Source organism: Streptomyces sp. NPDC107575 (assembly GCF_055657265.1).
In genome coordinates this window covers 101,425-118,663 of sequence record NZ_JBVKBG010000004.1, presented here as the reverse complement: position 1 = coordinate 118,663, position 17,239 = coordinate 101,425, and the positions used below count along the sequence as shown (strand labels likewise).

Here is a 17,239-nt window from a genome sequence, read left to right as displayed (position 1 = left end):
GGAACCGCGCCCAATGTAGGGGCTATCCGGCCCGCCTGTGCTGCTTACTGCGTGATCTTTTCTCTACGTACATCCGCTGGTCAGCGGATTGCAGCACTTCCTCCGCCGTCATGCCGCAGTGGGCCCAGCCGATGCCGAAACTGGCCCCTACCCGCACCGCGCGGCCATCCACCCGAATCGGCGGAATGATGGCGTTCCGCAACCTGACGGCGAGGTCCTGGGCGTCCTCGCGGCCGAGCCCGTCGGCGAGCACCACGAACTCGTCACCACCGAGCCGGGCGACCGTGTCCCCGTCCCGTACGACGCTGGTCAGGCGGCGGGCCACCTCGATGAGGACGGCGTCGCCCGCGTTGTGCCCGAACCTGTCGTTGATCGACTTGAAGCCGTCGAGGTCGCAGAAGAGGACGGCGAGGCCCTTCGTGCCGTTGTCCGCGCCGGAGGACTCGTCGTGCTCGGGCGCGGCGACGTGCACATGGTGGTCGAAGCCGTCGAACCCCTCGTAGAGGTTCGACTGGTGCGGGACGGGGGCACCGAAGTCGAAGCCGATCCCGTTCGCGTCCGTGCCGCGGTGGTCGCCGTAGGCCGCGTCGAGGGAGTCGATGGCGCTGGGGCCCGGCTCCTGTGGGCGACGGCACAGCCGGGCGGACAGGCGGGCGCGCAGCTCCGCCGAGTTCGGCAGGCCGGTGAGCGAGTCGTGCGAGGCGCGGTGGGCGAGGTGCAGCTCGCGGCGCTTGCGCTCCTCGATGTCCTCGACGTGGGTGAGCAGGAAGCGCGGCCCGTCGGCGGCGTCGGCGACCACCGAGTTGCGCAGGGACACCCAGACGTACGTGCCGTCGCGGCGGGCCAGGCGCAGCTCGGCGCGGCCGCCCTCGGCGGAGGTGCGCAGCAGGGTGCCGATGTCCTCGGGGTGCACGAGGTCGGAGAACGAGTAGCGGCGCATCGCGGAGGCCGGGCGGCCGAGGAGGCGGCACAGCGCGTCGTTGGTCCGCAGGATCCGGCCGTGCTGGTCGCCGCCCATCTCGGCGATGGCCATCCCGGAGGGCGCGTACTCGAAGGCCTGCCGGAAGCTTTCCTCACTGGCCCGCAGCGCCTGCTGCTCGCGCTCCAGGCGGACCAGGGCGCGCTGCATGTTGGACCGCAGCCGGGCGTTGCTGATCGCGATGGCGGCCTGGAAGGCGTACATCTGCAGGGCCTCGCGGCCCCAGGCGCCGGGGATGCGGCCGTTGCGCGGGCGGTCGACGGAGATCACGCCGAGCAGTTCGCCGCCGGAGGTCCCCGTCGCGTACATCGGCGCGAAGAGGCGGTCGGCGGGGTGCCACTCGTCCTCGAAGCGGGGCGGCGGGCCGGCGGTGAACCACTGCGGCACGTCGTCCTCGTCGAGGACCCAGCCCTCGGTGTGCGGGATGAAGCGCAGCTCGCCCCACTGCTTGCCCATGGCGAGGCGGCGGTCCCACGCGTCGCGGGAGCCCACGCGGCCGGTGATCAGGGCCTCGGCCGCGGAGTTGCCCGAGAAGGCGGCGACGACCAGGTCACCGTCGGGACGTACGAGGTTCACGCACGCCAGCTCGTAGCCGAGCCCGCTCACGACGCCGTCCGCGACGGTCTGCAGGGTGTCGGCCAGACTGCGGGCGGTGTTCATGTCCGCCATCACCTGGTGCAGCTGACGCAGGGTCGCAAGACGGACGTACGGCTCCGACTCGGTCTCCATGCTCAGTTCTCCCCGAGACCTCGACAGCACTCCAGAATTCGGATCGGTTCGCTTCGCACGTGCAGCAGCACGTTCATTAGCAGTGTCGACGCCACTGAATCACAGCGAGCTGTGCACCCGGTACACAGGGTCAACAAATTATGGCTCCTGTGACTCAAGTCACAGCAGGAGATGAAGGGTTGGGTCGCATTACTGGGTGGGTTCTGTGCGTTTCCTGAACACGAACCGCGCCCATGGTCCTAGGACCGGCCTCGGTCATCGGCCCGATGCGGGGCGCGTGGGGTCGAAGCTAGCGTTGAAGGCGTGTTGAAGACGTCCCCCGCCACTTCGGTCCCCTCCCCCACGGCCCCCACGGCTCCCTCCGGGCATGCTGAGGGGGTGAGCAACGACGAGTTCCGTGCCGCCCTGTCCCGCCTGGCCGCAGGCGTCGTCCTGCTGACCTCGCACGAGCCGCAGCTCGACCCCGACGGTCCGGCCGGCGAGGACGCGGGCATGACGGCGACGGCCTTCATGTCCGTCTCCCTCGACCCGCCGCTGGTCATGGTCTCGCTGCGGAACAGCTCCCGCATGGACGACCTCCTCGACGAGCAGCCGCTGTGGGCGGTGTCGGTCCTCTCGGAGTCCCAGAGCCACATCGCGGGCCGCTTCGCCATGAAGGGGCGGCTCAGCGACCGGCTCCTGTTCCAGGACATCCCGTACGTACGGGGGGAGCACACGGGCGCGCCGCTGGTGGGCGGGGCGTTGGCGACACTGGAGTGCCGGACGGAGAACACGGTGCCGGCGGGCGACCACACGTTGGTCATCGGCCGGGTGTTGTCCGCCTCCCTCCCGAGCGCGGAGGGCGGCCCCCTCCTGTACTTCCGCGGCAAGTACCGCAACTTGGGCTAGGCCCTCACATTTCAAGCCCCGGCGCCGGGTGGGCAAATCAAGCCCCGGGGCGGATGACCATTTCAAGCCCCTGCGGCGATTGAGCAGCGGGGTCCGGGGCGGAGCCCCGGGAGCGCAACGCCGGGCAGCCGTGGCTGGGCTTGGGGCTCTGCCCCATACCCCGCGCCTCAATCGCCGGCGGGGCTTGATTGTCCGGCCTGGGCCGGAACTACCAATCCCGCCCCGACCGCCCCCGCTTCGTTTCGGAGCGGGCCTTCTTGGCGCGGAGGCGGCGTTCGTTGACGCCGCGGGAGACGCGGGTGGGGCGGCGCGGCTTCGGCGGGGGCGCGGTCGCCTCCGCCAGGAGCGCCGCGAGGCGCACCGTCGCGGTCTCCCGGTTGCGCCACTGCGAGCGATGCTCCGAGGCCCGTACGGAGATCACGCCGTCCACGAGGCGTGAGGCGAGCCGCTCCAGGGCCCGCTCCTTCCACACACGCGGCAGCGATTCCGTCGCCGCGAGGTCGAAGCGCACCTCCGCCGCCGAGTCGGACGTGTTCACGTGCTGGCCGCCCGGCCCCGACGACCGCGAGAAACGCCAAAGGAGCTCGGCCTCCGGAAGGACGACCGAACCGCGGATGGGATAGGGACCGGACATGCGTCCATGGTCGCGCGTTCGTACGGTCCCCGTCACCCGCATTTCGGGGGCCGAGGGGCCTGTGACGACGTCCGGGTAAAGAAAGTAAAGAGACCTGGAACCTTCCCCACCCCTCACGGCGTTGCTACTGGTACGAGTAGCTTCGGCTGCACACGTACAACCGAGTACGTCCGTATTTAACGAGGGAAGGACTCCCGAACCATGGCAGTAAGCCTGTCCAAGGGTGGCAACGTCTCGCTCACCAAGGAGGCTCCGGGCCTGACCGCTGTCACCGTGGGCCTCGGCTGGGACGTCCGCACCACCACCGGCACCGACTTCGACCTCGACGCGTCGGCCATCGCGGTCAACCCCGAGGGCAAGGTCTACTCGGACGGCCACTTCGTCTTCTTCAACAACAAGCAGACGCCGGACCAGTCGATCGTGCACACCGGCGACAACCGCTCCGGCGAGGGCGCGGGCGACGACGAGGCGATCAACGTGAACCTCGCGGCCCTGCCGGCCGACGTCGACAAGGTCGTCTTCCCGGTCTCGATCTACGACGCCGAGACCCGCACGCAGAACTTCGGCCAGGTGCGCAACGCGTACATCCGGATCGTGAACCAGGCGGGCGGCACCGAGATCGCGCGCTACGACCTCTCCGAGGACGCCGCGACGGAGACCGCGATGGTCTTCGGCGAGCTGTACCGCAACGGCGCGGAGTGGAAGTTCCGCGCCGTGGGCCAGGGCTACGCCTCGGGCCTGGTCGGCATCGCGCAGGACTTCGGCGTGAACGTCTGACGTTCGCCGAGCAGTTGGGGCCGGGCCCCGGTTCGCCGCGCACAGCGGCGGGCCGGGGCCCGTTCCTTTCGGCCACACCCATCGATTAACGGACAATCACCGGCGCCATTCGGACACGAACCGGCAAAGTTTTGACAGGTCTCTGTCACCGGACTGATCGCAGGTGCCACTCTCCCTCCGAACCCCCCACGCACCCATCCCCACACGGGTACCTAAGGAGTCCGAGTGAGAATCCGCTCTACCGCTCCCCGCCTCGCCGCTCTCGCCGCGTCCGCCGCCATGGTGGTCGTCGGTGTCACGGCCGGCACCTCTGCCACCGCCGCCACGGACCGTGCGGCAGGCGCCACGGCGCTCCCGCTCAGCGCCTCCCAGCGGGCCACCGCCCTCAAGGACGCGCAGGCCGAATCCGCCACCATCGCCGAGAAGTTGAAGCTCGCCGACGGCGAGAAGCTGGTCGCCCGCGACGTCGTCAAGGACGCCGACGGCACCACGCACACCCGCTACGAGCGCACCTTCGACGGACTGCCCGTCCTCGGCGGCGACCTCGTCGTGCACACCGCCAAGGGCGGCGACCTCAAGGGCACCACCAAGGCGCGCAAGGGCTCCATAACCGTGGCGTCCACGGACGCCGCCACCAGCACCGCCACCGCCAAGAAGTCCGCGAAGTCCGCCGCGGGCGACTCGGTCAAGGGCGCCACCGCCGGCTCCGCGCACAAGGTCGTCTGGGCCGCCGACGCGAGCAAGGCGCCCACCCTCGCGTACGAGACCGTCGTCAAGGGCACCCAGCGCGACGGCACCCCGAGCGAGCTGCACGTGATCACCGACGCCGACAGCGGCAAGGTGCTCTACCAGTACCAGGCCATCGAGAACGGCACCGGTACGAGCATGTACAGCGGCTCCGTCGACGTCGGCTCGACCGCCGCGTCCGGCGGCTACGACCTGGTCGACGGCGCCCGCGGCGGCCACAAGACGTACGACCTCAAGGGCGGCACGTCCGGCACCGGCACCCTCTTCCACGACACCGACGACAAGTGGGGCGACGGCACCGCGGCCGACCGGCAGACCGCCGCCGTCGACGCCGCCTACGGGGCCGCCGAGACCTGGGACTTCTACAAGGAGTCCCTGAACCGCAGCGGCATCGCGGGCGACGGCAAGGCCGCCTACTCCCGCGTCCACTACGGCAACGCCTACGTCAACGCGTTCTGGGACGACAGCTGCTTCTGCATGACGTACGGCGACGGCATCGGGAACACCCACCCGCTGACCTCGCTCGACGTCGCCGGTCACGAGATGAGCCACGGACTGACCTCCGCCACGGCGAACCTCAACTACAGCAAGGAGTCCGGCGGCCTCAACGAGGCGACGTCCGACATCCTCGGCACGGCGGTGGAGTTCCACGCGAACAACACCGCGGACGTCGGCGACTACCTCGTCGGCGAGAAGATCGACATCAACGGCGACGGCTCCCCGCTGCGCTACATGGACAAGCCGAGCAAGGACGGCAAGTCCGCCGACTCCTGGTCCCGCAACACCGGCCGCCTCGACGTGCACTACTCGTCCGGCGTCGCCAACCACTTCTTCTACCTGCTCAGCGAGGGCAGCGGAAAGAAGACGATCAACGGCGTGAACTACGACTCGCCCACGTCGGACGGCTCGACCGTCACCGGCATCGGCCGGGACAAGGCCGTGCAGATCTGGTACAAGGCGCTGTCCACGTACATGACGTCGACGACCGACTACGCGGCCGCCCGCGCGGCCACGATCAAGGCGGCCGGTGACCTGTACGGCGCGAGCGGCACGGAGGCGACCACCGTCGCCGCCGCCTGGAAGGCCGTGAACGTCAACTAGCCGTATCCGGCTTGCCGTTCCCGTACAGCCAGGTCTCCCAGACCCCGGCGAGGGCCTCGCCCTTGCCGGGGTTCTCGCGCTCCACGTACGCCGTGAAGTCGTCCGTGCCGGCGTTCTTGTACTTGTTGTCCCGCGCCCAACTCTTCAGCAGGGAAAAGAAGTTGGCGTCGCCGATCGTTTCGCGGACCTTGTGCAGCACCATCGCGCCGCGGTCGTAGACCGGGTCGTCGGAGAGGTGCGCGGCGTTCGGCGGCTTCGCGGGCGGGAAGGACCAGACGGCGTCGCTCGCGGGCCGCTTCATGACCGCGTCGAAGGTCTCCTGCGCCGTGTCCCCGCCGTGGTCCTCGTCCCACAGCCACTCGGCGTACGTCGCGAAGCCCTCGTTCAGCCACATGTCGCGCCACGACTTCGGGGTGACCGAGTCGCCGTACCACTGGTGCGCCAGCTCGTGGACGAGCAGGCCGAGGTCGGGGGCGCCGGGGAAGACGGGCCGGTTCTGGGTCTCCAGGGCGTAGCCCACGTCGCCGGCCCGGTCGACGATCGCGCCCGTGGACGAGAACGGGTACGCACCGAACCGCTTCGCCTCCCAGTCGACGACCTCCGGCAGCCGGTCGAGCACCTTCGCGCTCGCCTTCGCCTCGGACGGGTCGACGGCGGTGTACACGGGGATCCCGGCGGGCGTGCGGCCCCGCTCCGTCTCGAACTCCCCGACGGCGACAGTCGCCAGATAGCTCGCCATCGGCTGCCGCACCCGCCAGTCGTACGCGGTGCGCCGCCCGTCGGACGACTTCCTCGCGCTCCTCAACTCCCCGTTGGAGATGGCCTGTACACCGGTGGGGACCGTGACCCGGATGTCGTACCTCGCCTTGTCCGAGGGGTGGTGGTTGCCGGGGAACCAGGCCATGGAGCCGGTCGGTTCGCCGAGCGCGAGGGCGCCGTCGGCGGTGCGCAGCCAGCCCTCGCCCGTGCCGTCCGGGTCGGTGATCGTGACGGGTTCGCCGTCGTAGCGGACGGTCGCACGGAAGGTGTGCCCCTTGGGGAGCTCGTCGTGCGGCCGCACGGTCACCTCGTGCCCGGCGCGGCTGGCGACGGCCTTCTCGCCGTCGACGGTGACCTTGCGGACGGTGAGCCCCTTGAGGTCCAGGTTGAACGCGCTGAGCGCCTGCTCTGCGGTCGCGGTGATCTCGGCGGTCCCGGAGAGGTGGCGGGTGTCCGGGTCGTAGGAGAGGTCGAGGGCGTAGTGCCCGACGTCGTAGCCGCCGTTGCCGAGCTTGGGGAAGTACGGGTCGCGCAGCCCTGAGGCGCCGGGCGTGCCGTGGACGCCGCCGTCGCACGCGGCGACGGCGGCGAGGAGCGTGAGGACGCTGAGGAGGGCGGCGGGGAGGCGGAGTCGGCGGCGCACGCCGAGATCTTATGACCCCGATGTCCGTGTACGGGCGTCCGGCGGGGCCTCAGAGGACGGCGATCCCCAACGGCCGCTCCCCTGCCGCCAGTCGGCGGGTGTCGCCGCTGTCGATGTCGACGACGGTGATCCCGTTCCAGTAACCGTCGCGGGTGAAGCCGCCGGTGACGTACGCGGTCCGGCCGTCCGCGGCGACGGCGACGTCCTCGTGCGGCCCGTCGAGCGGCACGACCTTCTCCTTGCCGCCGGGCGTACGGACGGTGAGCGAGGGGCCCTCGTCCTCGGACGGGTCGATGGGGCCGGTGCCGACGGCGAGGAGCGTGCCGTCGGGGGTGATCGTGACGCCGTGCTGATGCGTGTTGGCGGTCATCCGCTCGACGGTCGAGCGGCCGGTGTCCGGGTCGACCACGACGAGCTTCTCGCCCTCGAAGGGGAGGAGCAGCTTGCCGTCGGAGGGCCGTACGGCGGCGTAGTGCGGCTTCAGCCACGAGCCGAGGCCGCCTTCGGTGCCGTACGGGGCGACCTCGATGCGGCGGGTGTCGCCGCTGCCGGTGTCGAGGACGGTGACGTCGAAGGAGTCGTGATCGGTGGCGTACACCTGGCGTCCGTCGCGCGACACGTCGACGTCGAAGGGCCGTCGGCCGACGGAGGCGGTATCGGTGACCCTCCCGGTCCGGGTGTCGATGGTCTCCAACGACCCGTTCCCGTTGGGAACGTTGACCCCTACGTACACGTGGTCGCCATCGGGCGCGAGGGCGATGCCCATGCCGCCGCCGCGGTACTCGCCGTCGGTGACGGGGCCGAGGCCCTCGGTCTCGTACGGGATGAGGGCCTCGCGCTTGCGGCTGTCCGTGTCCACGACCGCGACGCCCTCGGCGGTGGCGACCCAGGCCCGGCCGTCGTCCCCGACGACGAGCCCGTACGGGGCGTGGCCGACCTTCACCGAGGCGAAGACGCCCTTGCCGGGGGCCGGGTCGGCGAAGGAGACGGTGTCGGAGCCGAAGTCGGCGAGGAGGAGGGTGCCGTCGGGGGTCTTGGGGGTTCTGGGGGTTTCGGAGGGCCGGTTCGTTGTGGGTGAACTCGCCTTACGGGGAGGGGTGTTGGTTTCATCCTGCGTCGCGGCGCAGCCGGTCGCGAGGACCGCGACGGCGATCGCCGCGAGGACCGCGCGCCTCACCGTACGGCCCGCAACAGGCCGGCGATCTCGGCGAAGCCGCGGCGCTCGGCGTGTTCGAGAGGAGTGATGCCGTCGCCGTCGGGCAGGTCGGGGGTGGCGCCCGCCGTGATGAGCAGCTCGACGATCTCCTGGTGCGCGCGGCCGCCGTCGCCGAGGATCACGGCCTCCAACAGGGCGGTCCAGCCGAGGCGGTTGACGTGGTCGACGTCGATGTCGGTCTCGCGGAGCACGGCGCGCACGTAGTCGACGTGGCCGCGTTCGGCGGCCGGGATGACGGAGATGCCGCCGAACCGGTTGGTGACCTTCAGGTCGGGTCGGGCGGGCAGCAGGGCGCGCATCATCTCCACGGAGCCGGTGACACCGGTGGCGAGCCACGCGCTGTCGTCCCGCTCGTCCTGGGCGTTCGGGTCGGCGCCGGCCGCGACGAGTGTCTCGGCGACGGCGACGTGGTCGTTCAGGGAGGCGAGGAGGAGCGGCGTACGGCGGTGCGCGTCACGGGCCTCGACATCGGCGCCCGCCGCGAGCGCGGTCCGGACGGCGTCGGCGTCGCCGTGCGCGGCGGCGGCGAGGAGCGTGCGGTTGGTCTCGGTGTGCTGCATGGTGCGGCTCCATAGGTCCCCTGCGCGCCGCAGGATCGTGCGGTTCTTCGGTATCAGGTGTGCCGCGTACATCGTGGCTGGTCCGCTCCATGCCGGTAAATCAAGCCCCCGGCGGCGGGTGGGCAAATCAAGCCCCGCCGGCGATTGAGGCGCGGGGTCCGGGGCAGAGCCCCGAGGCCGCAACACCGTTGCCGGTGAAACGCGCCCCGGGGCCGAGACACCCGTTACTTGAGGGTCGCCACGCCCGCCTGGGCGAACTTCTCGTCCAGGTCACCGGAGGGCGCACCGGCGACACCGATACCCGCGATGGGCGCACCGTCCGCGGCGACCGGCGCCCCACCCGCGAGGAACAGCGTGCCGGGAATGTCCTTCAGGTTCGGCGCCTGCTCGAGCCGCTTCGTCAGCTCGGACGTCGGCGCGTTCCAGGACACCGCGGTGTACGCCTTCTTCACGGCGGACTCCGGCGACTGCGGTCCCGCACCGTCCCCGCGCAGCTCGACGATCGTGTTGCCGTTGCGGTCGACGACGGCGACGGAGACCTTCTGGTTCTCCTTCTTCGCGGCCTTGAGCACGGCCTGCGCGGCGTCGGTCGCGGCGTCCACGGTGAGGTGCTTGGACTCGAAGGTGTTGCCGGCCTTCGCGGCGGCGGGCTTGGCGGCGGCGGCCTGCGCGGCCGGCTCCGAGTCCGCGGCGCTCGCCGAGTACGCCCCGAACCCGCCGACGGCGATCGCGGCGGCCAACGTGGTGCCGGTGACGATGCGGGTGCGCTTCGAGATCTTCTTGGCGTGCTGCATGGGAACGACTCCTGAGTGAAGGGGGAGGTGCGAGCAGAGGGAGGAGAGGTCGACCGGGAGGCGCTTGCCGTTCCGCCGTCCCGCTCTGCCTTCAATCCTGGGTCCGGAACCGGCCCCCACCCCTCGACGGACCGGCTCTTCGCGGCGCGCCGGGCGGTCGACGCCGGGGTCATCCGATCGGTTGACCCCAGGGGCGTACAACCCGGTGACAATGGGATTGTTTGCCCAGGTCGACGCCGTGAGGAGGTGCGGGAACCGTGACCCGGAACCGACCGGAGCCCGCCGCCGACGGCGTCCACCACAGCGACGGCTACGACACCGACATCCGCCGCCTCACCGCGGTCATGCACGCCTCGTTCTTCCTGCTTCTGGCCGTGGCCCTGGCGCGCTTCCTGCTGCGCCACTCGCACGACGGGCGCACCCCGTGGATCGTCGCGCTCTCCGCGGTCGTGGCCCTTGTGTACGGGGCCGGGCTCGTGCGGGGCGTCGCGGAGCGCGCCACGGTGGGGCAACGGGTGTGGCTGACGCTGGTCGTCGCGGTGTGGGTGGTGCTCGTGGTGCTCGCGCCGAGCTTCGCGTGGTGCGCCGTACCGCTCTTCTACACGGGGCTGCGCACCCTGCCGACGCGTGCCGCGCTCGTCCTGGTGGGGCTCCTGACGGTGCTCGTCATCCTCGCCCAGCTGCGGCTCGCCGGCCGCCTCGACCCGGACCTGCTGCTCGGCCCGCCGGCCGTCGTGGTGATCGCCACCGCCGTGTTCCTGCAGATGAAGCGGCAGGCCGCCCGGCAGCGCAGGCTCATCGACGACCTGATCCGCACGCGCCGCGAACTGGCCGCCTCCGAGCGCCGCGAGGGCACGCTCGCCGAGCGGCAGCGGCTCTCCATGGAGATCCACGACACCCTCGCGCAGGGCCTGTCCAGCCAGCAGATGCTGCTGCAGGCGGCGCAGCGGGTGTGGGAGGCCGACCCCGGCAAGGCCCGCGCGCACGTCGGCACGGCCGCGTCGATCGCCGAGCACAACCTCACGGAGGCGCGCCGCTTCGTGCACGATCTGGCCCCCGCCGATCTGGCCCACGGCCTGACGGAGGCGCTGCGGGCGGTGGCCGCGCGGGAGTCGGGAGACCGGCTCGACGTGCGGGTCCGCGTCGACGACGACGGGCGCGCGGACCGGCTGCCCGACCGGGTGCAGTCGGCGCTGCTGCGGATCGCGCAGGGGGCGCTGGCGAATGTGCGGGAGCACTCGGGGGCGGGCAGTGCGGTGATCACGCTGACGTTGCTCGACGACCAGGTGGTGCTTGACGTCGCCGACGACGGGTGCGGGTTCGATCCGTCAGCCCTGCCCGCGGGGGCCTCCGGGGTGCGGGGGCACGGGATTCCGGCGATCCGGGCGCGGGTGCGGCAGCTTGGTGGCAGGTTGTCGCTCGAGTCGGCGCCGGGTGAGGGAGCGGTGGTCTCCGCCTCGATTCCGCTGTCACCTGCGACGGGGTTGCGCTCGCGGGGCTCCGCCCCGGACCCCGCGCCTCAATCGCCGGCGGGGCTTGAATTGCCCACCCGTCCCGGCACGGAGGCAGACGCGCCCAACCGGCACCGACGCTTGAATGATGAAACGGAGTCGTCATGACCCAGCCCATCCGCATCCTCCTCTGTGACGATCACGTCGTCGTGCGGGCCGGGTTGCTCGCGTTGTTGGACAGTGCCGCGGACATCGAGGTCGTCGGGGAGGCCGGGGCCGGGGAGGAGGCGCTGGCGCTGGTCGCGAAGCTCCGGCCCGACGTCGTCCTCATGGACCTCCAGCTGGGCGAGGGCATGGACGGCGTGGAGACGACCCGCCGCCTCACATCGGGTCCCGGACCCACCCCGCACGTCCTGGTGCTGACCACGTACGACACCGACGCCGACATCACCCGCGCCATCGAGGCGGGCGCGACGGGGTATCTGCTCAAGGCGGAGCGGCCCGAGGAGCTGTTCGCCGCGATCCATGCCGCCGCGGAGGGCCGCACCGCGCTGTCCGCCCCGGTGGCGAGCCGCGTCATGGCCAATATGCGCAAGCCGCGGCCCACGCTCACCGACCGCGAGCGCGACATCCTCGCCCAGCTCGCGCACGGCCTCGGCAACCGGGAGATCGCCAAGGCCCTGTTCATCAGCGAGGCCACGGTCAAGACCCACCTGGGCCGGATCTACGACAAGCTCGGCGTGGACACCCGGGCCGGTGCCGTCTCGGTGGCGAAGGAGCAGCGGCTGCTCCCGTGAGGCCCCGGGGACCGCGTCCGTGCCAGACCAGGGCCGGCTCTCGTGCGGGCCATGGCCCCCGCCCGTGACACCATCTCTACGTGCTCGACATCGGTTACGCCCTCTCCCGCCGCTTCCCGGACCCGCCGCAGACGGACTACCGGCGCGCGGACGTCCACGCGCTGCGCCACGACCTGTTCTGCGGCGACGTGTACCTGGCCGACACCAAGGCCGACCAGGAAGTGTCCACAGCCTGGGGATGGGTGCCGGTGCTCGACTTCGCGTGGGCGCTGTGCGACATCGTCGAGCAGCTGGACCGGGATCCGCGCGGCAGCCGCTCCGCCACCCCGCAGCTCGCCGAGCTGGACTTCACGGAGTCGAGCGACCGCATGCTGTTCGAGCGCCGCTTCGGCTGGGTGGACATCGAGGCCGACTGGATGCCGGCCGAGGAGCCCGCGCTGACCTTCTCCCACTCCGCGCTGCGCCGCGAGGCCCGCGACTTTCTGCACGACCTGCTCGCCGACCTCACGGACATGCACGAGGACCTGGCGGACAACCCGGCCCTGTGGGACCTGCAGGCCCGCTTCCCCCGCCTCCCGTAACCGGCTGCTCCCCCAGAGAAACGCCTACTCCACCCGCACCCCCAGCTCCGCCGCGAACACCCCGGCCAGATCCATGAGTTGGGCCGGTGAGATCACCGCGCCGCCCAGCCGGTCCACGCCCCGTGCGATCCCCAGCTCCGCCGCGTCCCGCAGGTCGACGTCCGTCAGGGTCGCCGCCGAGAAGTCGGCGCCCTTCAGCGCGCAGCCCGCGAACTCCACCCGCTCCAGGCGAGCGCCCCCGAAGTCCGGCTCCACCAGCACGCAGCCCTCGAACACGACGTCCTTGAGGCGCGCCTTCCGCAGGTTCAGGTAGTCGATCTTCCCGCCCCTGATCACCACCCGCTCCAGGGCCGCCCCGTGCAGCTGCACGCCGCCGAGCCGGGCGTCGACCACCTCCACGTCCCGCAGCGTCGCCTCCGCCAGGTTCGTCCCCACGCCCCGTACGTCGGTGAGCACGGAGTCGATGAATCTGGCCCGCGCGAGCCCCGCCTCGTCGAGCGCGCACGCCGCCAGCGCGCAGTCCATGAACCGCGCCCCGATCCCCTCCTGCCCGGCGAAGTCGACGTCCCGGAACTCCACCCCGTCGTAGTCCCCGTCGGGTTCGAGGCCGCGCCCCGTCCACGGCGCCAGCGGAGGCAGCCGCACCTGGGGCCGCCGCGCCTTCTTCACCTTCGCCGGAGCCCGGCCCGCCGTCTGCCCCGCGGACCGCCCCGCACCACCACGCCTGTCGCTCATGACCCCATGCTGCACGCCACCACTGACAATCCCCGCCCGACCCCAAGTGACCTGCGCGAACGGCGCGATGTCACATCCGCGCCCGCCCCGCACGTCGTATCCGTGAAGGCCGCCCGTACGCCCGACCACGCACCCAGGAGCGCCCATGCGTCACCCCACCCCCGCCCTCACCGTCATCGGCGGAGGTCTCGCCGGTCTCACCGCCGCGATCACCGCGGCGGAGGCGGGCGCGCGCGTCACCCTGCACGAAGCGCACCACACGCTCGGCGGCCGGGCCCGCACCGCCGAGGGCCCCCACCTCACCCACGAGGGCCCGCACGCCCTCTACAACGGCGGCCCACACTGGACCTGGCTGAAGCAACGCGAGCTGCTCGGGCCGCTCGCCCCGATCCCGCCGCTCGAAGGCGCCCGGCTGCGCTTCCACCGCGACGGCGCGCTGCGCCGCACCCCGCCCGCGGGGCTCCTCCGGCTCCTGCGCCACAAGCCCGAACGCGCGCCCGTGGACGAGGACTTCACCACCTGGGCCACCCGCCAGGCCGGCCCCGAAGCGGCCCGCGCCGCCGCCCACTACACGGCCGTCGCCCTGTTCCACCACGACCCCGGAGCGCTCTCGGCCCGCTTCGTCCAGGAGCGCCTGCGCCGCACCGCCAAGATGCCGCCCGAGGCGCAGTACCCGGTCGGCGGCTGGTCCTCGGTCGTCGACCGGATGGCGTCCCGCGCCTGGAACCTCGGCGTGCGCATGGAGACCCTGAGCCGGATCGACGCCGTGCCCACCGACACCCCCGTCGTCGTCGCGACCTCGCTCGACGCGGCCCGCAGACTCCTGAGGGACCCGTCCCTGACCTGGGGCAGCGGCCGTACGACGCTGATCGACCTGGCCGTCCGCAGCCGCCGCGGCGACGCCTTCGCGGTGTCGGGCCTCGACTTCCCCGCCTGGATCGAACGGTTCACCGCCCAGGACAAGTCCCTCGCCCCGCACGGCGAGAGCCTGATCCAGGGTCAGGTGCCGGTCGCGCCCGACGAGTCGAAGGCGGACGGTTCGGCGCGCGCCGACAGCCTGCTCGACCTCGCGTTCCCCGGTTGGCGCGAGCGCACGACGTGGCGGCGCGACGCCCTCGCCCAGGGGCGCACGGGAGCCCTCGACCGCCCCGGCACGACCTGGCGCGACCGCCCCGCGATCGACCGCGGCGAGGGCGTCTACCTGGCGGGCGACATGGTGGCGGCGCCCGGCGTGCTCAGCGAGGTCTCCTTCACCAGCGCCATCGAGGCGACGACGCTGGCGCTGCGGCGGCCCGCCCTCACCCGCGGCCTTGACCTCAACCGAGCTTGAGGTCGAAGACTGGCGCAGGCCACGGAAATCCGCCCGCCAGGGACCGCACACCGCCCACCAGGAGCTGTCATGCACGCCATCCGCCTGCACGCCTTCGGGCCCGCCGAGAACCTCACGTACGAGAGGACCGAGGACCCCGAGCCGGGCCCCGGGCAGGTGCGGATCGCGGTCGGTGCCGCGGGCGTGCACCTGCTGGACACCGCGATCCGCTCCGGAGTCAAGGGACCGCTGCCCGCCCTGCCCGAACTCCCGACGATCCCCGGCCGCGAGGTCGCCGGCACCGTCGAGTCGCTCGGCCAGGGCACCGACCCCGCCTGGCTCGGCAAGCAGGTCGTCGCCCACCTCGGCCTGGTTCCCGGCGGCTACGCCGAGCTCGCCGTCACGGACGCGGACCGCCTCCACGAGATCCCGGCGGGCCTGGACCCGGCGGCCGCCGTCGCCATGATCGGCACGGGCCGCACGGCGCTCGGCATCCTGAACTTCACCACCGTCACCCCCGACACGGTCGCGCTCGTCCCCGCCGCCGCTGGCGGCATCGGCACGCTCCTCGTGCAGTACGTGAAGCACGCGGGCGGCACCGTGATCGGCCTGGCCGGAGGACCCGCGAAGACCGCGGCGGTCGAGGCGAACGGCGCCGACCTCGCCCTCGACTACCAGGACCCCGACTGGCCGGAAAAGGCCCGGAAGTTCCTCGGCACCCGCGACGCCACCGTCCTCTTCGACGGGGTCGGCGGCCCGACGACCGGGCGCGCCCTCGACCTCCTCGGCCCCGGCGGCCACCACCTGATCTTCGGCTGGTCCGCCCAGGGCGTCGACCCCGACGGGGGCCCGCACCTCCTCGACGAGGCGGAACTCGTCCGCCGCGGCCTCACCCAGGAGCAGGTCCTCGGCCCGCCGATGATGCGCAAGGCGGGCGGCGCCAACCCGATGCGCACCCTCGAACTCGCGGCGCTCGACCACGCGGCCCGCGGCATCCTGACGCCCGCCGTCCACCGTTTCCCGCTCGCGGAGGCGGCCGCCGCGCACCACGCCCTGGAGACGCGCGGCACGACGGGCAAGGTGGTTCTGGAGCCGTGAGTCGCCCCTAGGAAGCGGGGCGCAGCCGCTTCTCGAACCAATGGTGGGCGTACGGCTCGTCGTTGAAGGCCGCGACCTCCTCGAACCCGTACGCGCGGTACAGCCCGATGGCCTCGGGAAGCGCCTTGTTGGTGTCCAGGCGCAGCAGTTCGGCGCCGTGCCGGACGGCCCGCGCCTCCAGCTCCGCCAGGAAGCGGCGGGCCAGCCCGAGGCCCCTGACCTGCGGCGCCACCCACATCCGCTTCACCTCGGCCGCGCCGCCCGGCGGCAGCTTCAGCCCGGCGCAGCCGACCGGCTCGCCGTGCAGCCGCGCCACGACGAACTGACCGCGCGGCGGCCGGAGTTCACCTGCGTCGGGCAGGAGGCTGTGCGCCGGGTCGAAGCCCGTGTCGAACCGCTCCTGGAGTTCGGCGAAGTAGCCGCGCAGGCACAGTTCCGCGTCGGGGTGGTCGGGCGCGACCTCGTCCAACGTGACCGTGCCCGCCGTGAGCAGCCGGTCCACCTCGGCCATCGCGGCGACCAGGCGGCCGCGCTGGGCCGGGCTCAGCGGGGCGAGCAGCGAACCCGCGGCCTCGTCGCTGCGCCGGTCGAGCACGGCCCACTCGGCGCGCCCGCGCTCCGTGAGCCGCGCGGTGCGCACCCGGCGGTCGCTCTCCAGCGGTTCCACCAGCACGAGGCCGTCCGCCTCCAGGGCACGCAGCAGCCGGCTGACGTACCCGGAGTCGAGCCCGAGCCGCTCCCGCAGCCTGCGCACGTCGAGCGGCGCCCCGGCCTCACCGATCTCCCACAGCAGGCGGGCCTGCCCGTAGGGCCGCTCGGTGCCGTGGAAGCGCTCCTGGAGCACGCCGACGCGCTCACTGACGACGCGGTTGAACCGCCGTACCCGCGCGACGTCGTCGACGCCGCCGTCCTCACCCTCACTCATTCTCTGACCTTAGTCAGAGAATGAGTCCGGACGCCACCCTAGGCGGCGCCCACCGACTTCAGCGCCTCGTCCGTCAGCCGGTACACCGTCCACTCGTCCTGCGGCCGCGCGCCCATCGCCTCGTAGAACTCGATGGACGGCGTGTTCCAGTTCAGGACCGACCACTCCAGGCGCTCGTAGCCGCGCTCCACGCAGAGCCGCGCCAGCTCCGTGAGCAGCGCCTTGCCGTGACCGCCGCCACGCGCCGAGGGGCGTACGTACAGGTCCTCCAGGTAGATGCCGTGCACCCCGCGCCACGTCGAGAAGTTCAGGAACCACAGCGCGAAACCGACCGGCTCGCCGGTCTCCGCGTCCTCGGCGATGTGCGCGTACGCCGCCGGGCGCTCGCCGAACAGCGCCTCGCGCAGCTGCTCCTCGCTCGCCCGCGCCTCGTGCAGCGCCTTCTCGTACTCGGCGAGCTCGCGGACCATGGCGTGGATGACGGGGACGTCGGCAGGGGTGGCGGTACGAATCATG

General features: G+C 72.1%; 17 protein-coding genes. 8 read left to right on the top strand and 9 right to left on the bottom strand.

Going from position 1 to position 17,239, the window contains the following annotated elements; translation table 11 throughout:
* Nucleotides 1-22: 22 nt before the first annotated feature.
* Entirely contained in the window at nucleotides 23-1,708 is a 1,686-nt protein-coding gene (cdgB, locus tag ACZ7L4_RS20090; protein WP_450811362.1) for a diguanylate cyclase CdgB, read from the bottom strand.
* Between the two features lie 303 nt (nucleotides 1,709-2,011).
* Between cdgB and ACZ7L4_RS20085 the strand changes: the two genes are divergently transcribed.
* Nucleotides 2,012-2,596, top strand: a complete 585-nt coding sequence (locus ACZ7L4_RS20085; RefSeq protein ID WP_472104259.1) for a flavin reductase family protein — start codon at nucleotides 2,012-2,014, stop codon at nucleotides 2,594-2,596.
* A gap of 208 nt (nucleotides 2,597-2,804) precedes the next feature.
* On the opposite strand, the gene arfB is transcribed toward ACZ7L4_RS20085, so the two are convergent.
* Nucleotides 2,805-3,230: an alternative ribosome rescue aminoacyl-tRNA hydrolase ArfB gene (gene arfB, locus ACZ7L4_RS20080; protein ID WP_472104257.1), complete on the bottom strand. Its 426-nt coding sequence runs from the start codon at nucleotides 3,228-3,230 to the stop codon at nucleotides 2,805-2,807.
* A 201-nt stretch (nucleotides 3,231-3,431) separates the two neighbouring features.
* On the opposite strand from arfB, the gene ACZ7L4_RS20075 reads away from it, so the two are divergent.
* Both ACZ7L4_RS20075 and ACZ7L4_RS20070 read left to right on the top strand, forming a co-directional pair.
* Nucleotides 3,432-4,007 (top strand): TerD family protein, encoded by a 576-nt coding sequence (locus ACZ7L4_RS20075; RefSeq protein WP_399234125.1) that lies wholly within the window; start codon nucleotides 3,432-3,434, stop codon nucleotides 4,005-4,007.
* A 279-nt stretch (nucleotides 4,008-4,286) separates the two neighbouring features.
* Nucleotides 4,287-5,855 (top strand): M4 family metallopeptidase, encoded by a 1,569-nt coding sequence (locus ACZ7L4_RS20070; RefSeq protein WP_472105595.1) that lies wholly within the window; start codon nucleotides 4,287-4,289, stop codon nucleotides 5,853-5,855.
* On the opposite strand, the gene ACZ7L4_RS20065 is transcribed toward ACZ7L4_RS20070, so the two are convergent.
* The 4 genes from ACZ7L4_RS20065 to ACZ7L4_RS20050 all read right to left on the bottom strand — a co-directional run bounded on the left by ACZ7L4_RS20065 (nucleotide 5,848) and on the right by ACZ7L4_RS20050 (nucleotide 9,827).
* Nucleotides 5,848-7,257, bottom strand: coding sequence for a M1 family metallopeptidase (locus ACZ7L4_RS20065; protein WP_472104255.1), 1,410 nt, complete (start codon nucleotides 7,255-7,257; stop codon nucleotides 5,848-5,850). The genes ACZ7L4_RS20070 and ACZ7L4_RS20065 overlap by 8 nt on opposite strands.
* A 49-nt stretch (nucleotides 7,258-7,306) precedes the next feature.
* Complete coding sequence (locus ACZ7L4_RS20060; protein ID WP_472104253.1) at nucleotides 7,307-8,434, bottom strand: YncE family protein; 1,128 nt, start codon at nucleotides 8,432-8,434, stop codon at nucleotides 7,307-7,309.
* On the bottom strand, nucleotides 8,431-9,033 hold the full coding sequence (locus tag ACZ7L4_RS20055) for an ankyrin repeat domain-containing protein (protein ID WP_472104252.1): 603 nt from the start codon (nucleotides 9,031-9,033) through the stop codon (nucleotides 8,431-8,433). Before ACZ7L4_RS20055 ends, ACZ7L4_RS20060 begins: the two co-directional genes overlap by 4 nt.
* Before the next feature lie 224 nt (nucleotides 9,034-9,257).
* A complete protein-coding gene (locus ACZ7L4_RS20050) occupies nucleotides 9,258-9,827 on the bottom strand; it encodes a GlcG/HbpS family heme-binding protein (RefSeq protein ID WP_472104250.1) in 570 nt (189 codons plus the stop codon).
* 344 nt (nucleotides 9,828-10,171) lie between these two features.
* On the opposite strand from ACZ7L4_RS20050, the gene ACZ7L4_RS20045 reads away from it, so the two are divergent.
* The 3 genes from ACZ7L4_RS20045 (at nucleotide 10,172) to ACZ7L4_RS20035 (ending at nucleotide 12,656) form a co-directional block, all read left to right on the top strand.
* Complete coding sequence (locus ACZ7L4_RS20045; protein ID WP_472105593.1) at nucleotides 10,172-11,446, top strand: sensor histidine kinase; 1,275 nt, start codon at nucleotides 10,172-10,174, stop codon at nucleotides 11,444-11,446.
* Nucleotides 11,443-12,075 carry a response regulator gene (locus tag ACZ7L4_RS20040; RefSeq protein WP_472104248.1) on the top strand — a complete coding sequence of 211 codons (633 nt, stop codon included), beginning with the start codon at nucleotides 11,443-11,445 and terminating at the stop codon, nucleotides 12,073-12,075. Before ACZ7L4_RS20045 ends, ACZ7L4_RS20040 begins: the two co-directional genes overlap by 4 nt.
* A gap of 80 nt (nucleotides 12,076-12,155) precedes the next feature.
* Nucleotides 12,156-12,656: a hypothetical protein gene (locus ACZ7L4_RS20035; RefSeq protein WP_422408638.1), complete on the top strand. Its 501-nt coding sequence runs from the start codon at nucleotides 12,156-12,158 to the stop codon at nucleotides 12,654-12,656.
* A 24-nt stretch (nucleotides 12,657-12,680) separates the two neighbouring features.
* Here the strand turns inward: ACZ7L4_RS20035 and ACZ7L4_RS20030 are convergent, their stop codons facing one another.
* Nucleotides 12,681-13,391 (bottom strand): pentapeptide repeat-containing protein, encoded by a 711-nt coding sequence (locus ACZ7L4_RS20030; RefSeq protein WP_472104246.1) that lies wholly within the window; start codon nucleotides 13,389-13,391, stop codon nucleotides 12,681-12,683.
* A gap of 145 nt (nucleotides 13,392-13,536) precedes the next feature.
* Here ACZ7L4_RS20030 and ACZ7L4_RS20025 point away from each other — a divergent pair, with 145 nt between their 5' ends.
* The gene (locus tag ACZ7L4_RS20025) at nucleotides 13,537-14,721 is read left to right on the top strand and encodes an NAD(P)-binding protein (RefSeq protein ID WP_472104244.1); all 1,185 of its coding nucleotides are present in this window, start codon (nucleotides 13,537-13,539) and stop codon (nucleotides 14,719-14,721) included.
* A 69-nt stretch (nucleotides 14,722-14,790) separates the two neighbouring features.
* The gene (locus ACZ7L4_RS20020; protein WP_472104242.1) at nucleotides 14,791-15,798 is read left to right on the top strand and encodes a zinc-binding dehydrogenase; all 1,008 of its coding nucleotides are present in this window, start codon (nucleotides 14,791-14,793) and stop codon (nucleotides 15,796-15,798) included.
* Nucleotides 15,799-15,805: 7 nt separating this feature from the next.
* Here the strand turns inward: ACZ7L4_RS20020 and ACZ7L4_RS20015 are convergent, their stop codons facing one another.
* On the bottom strand, nucleotides 15,806-16,723 hold the full coding sequence (locus ACZ7L4_RS20015) for a bifunctional helix-turn-helix transcriptional regulator/GNAT family N-acetyltransferase (RefSeq protein ID WP_472104240.1): 918 nt from the start codon (nucleotides 16,721-16,723) through the stop codon (nucleotides 15,806-15,808).
* A gap of 38 nt (nucleotides 16,724-16,761) precedes the next feature.
* Nucleotides 16,762-17,238 carry a GNAT family N-acetyltransferase gene (locus ACZ7L4_RS20010; RefSeq protein WP_472104238.1) on the bottom strand — a complete coding sequence of 159 codons (477 nt, stop codon included), beginning with the start codon at nucleotides 17,236-17,238 and terminating at the stop codon, nucleotides 16,762-16,764.
* Nucleotide 17,239: the final 1 nt, after the last annotated feature.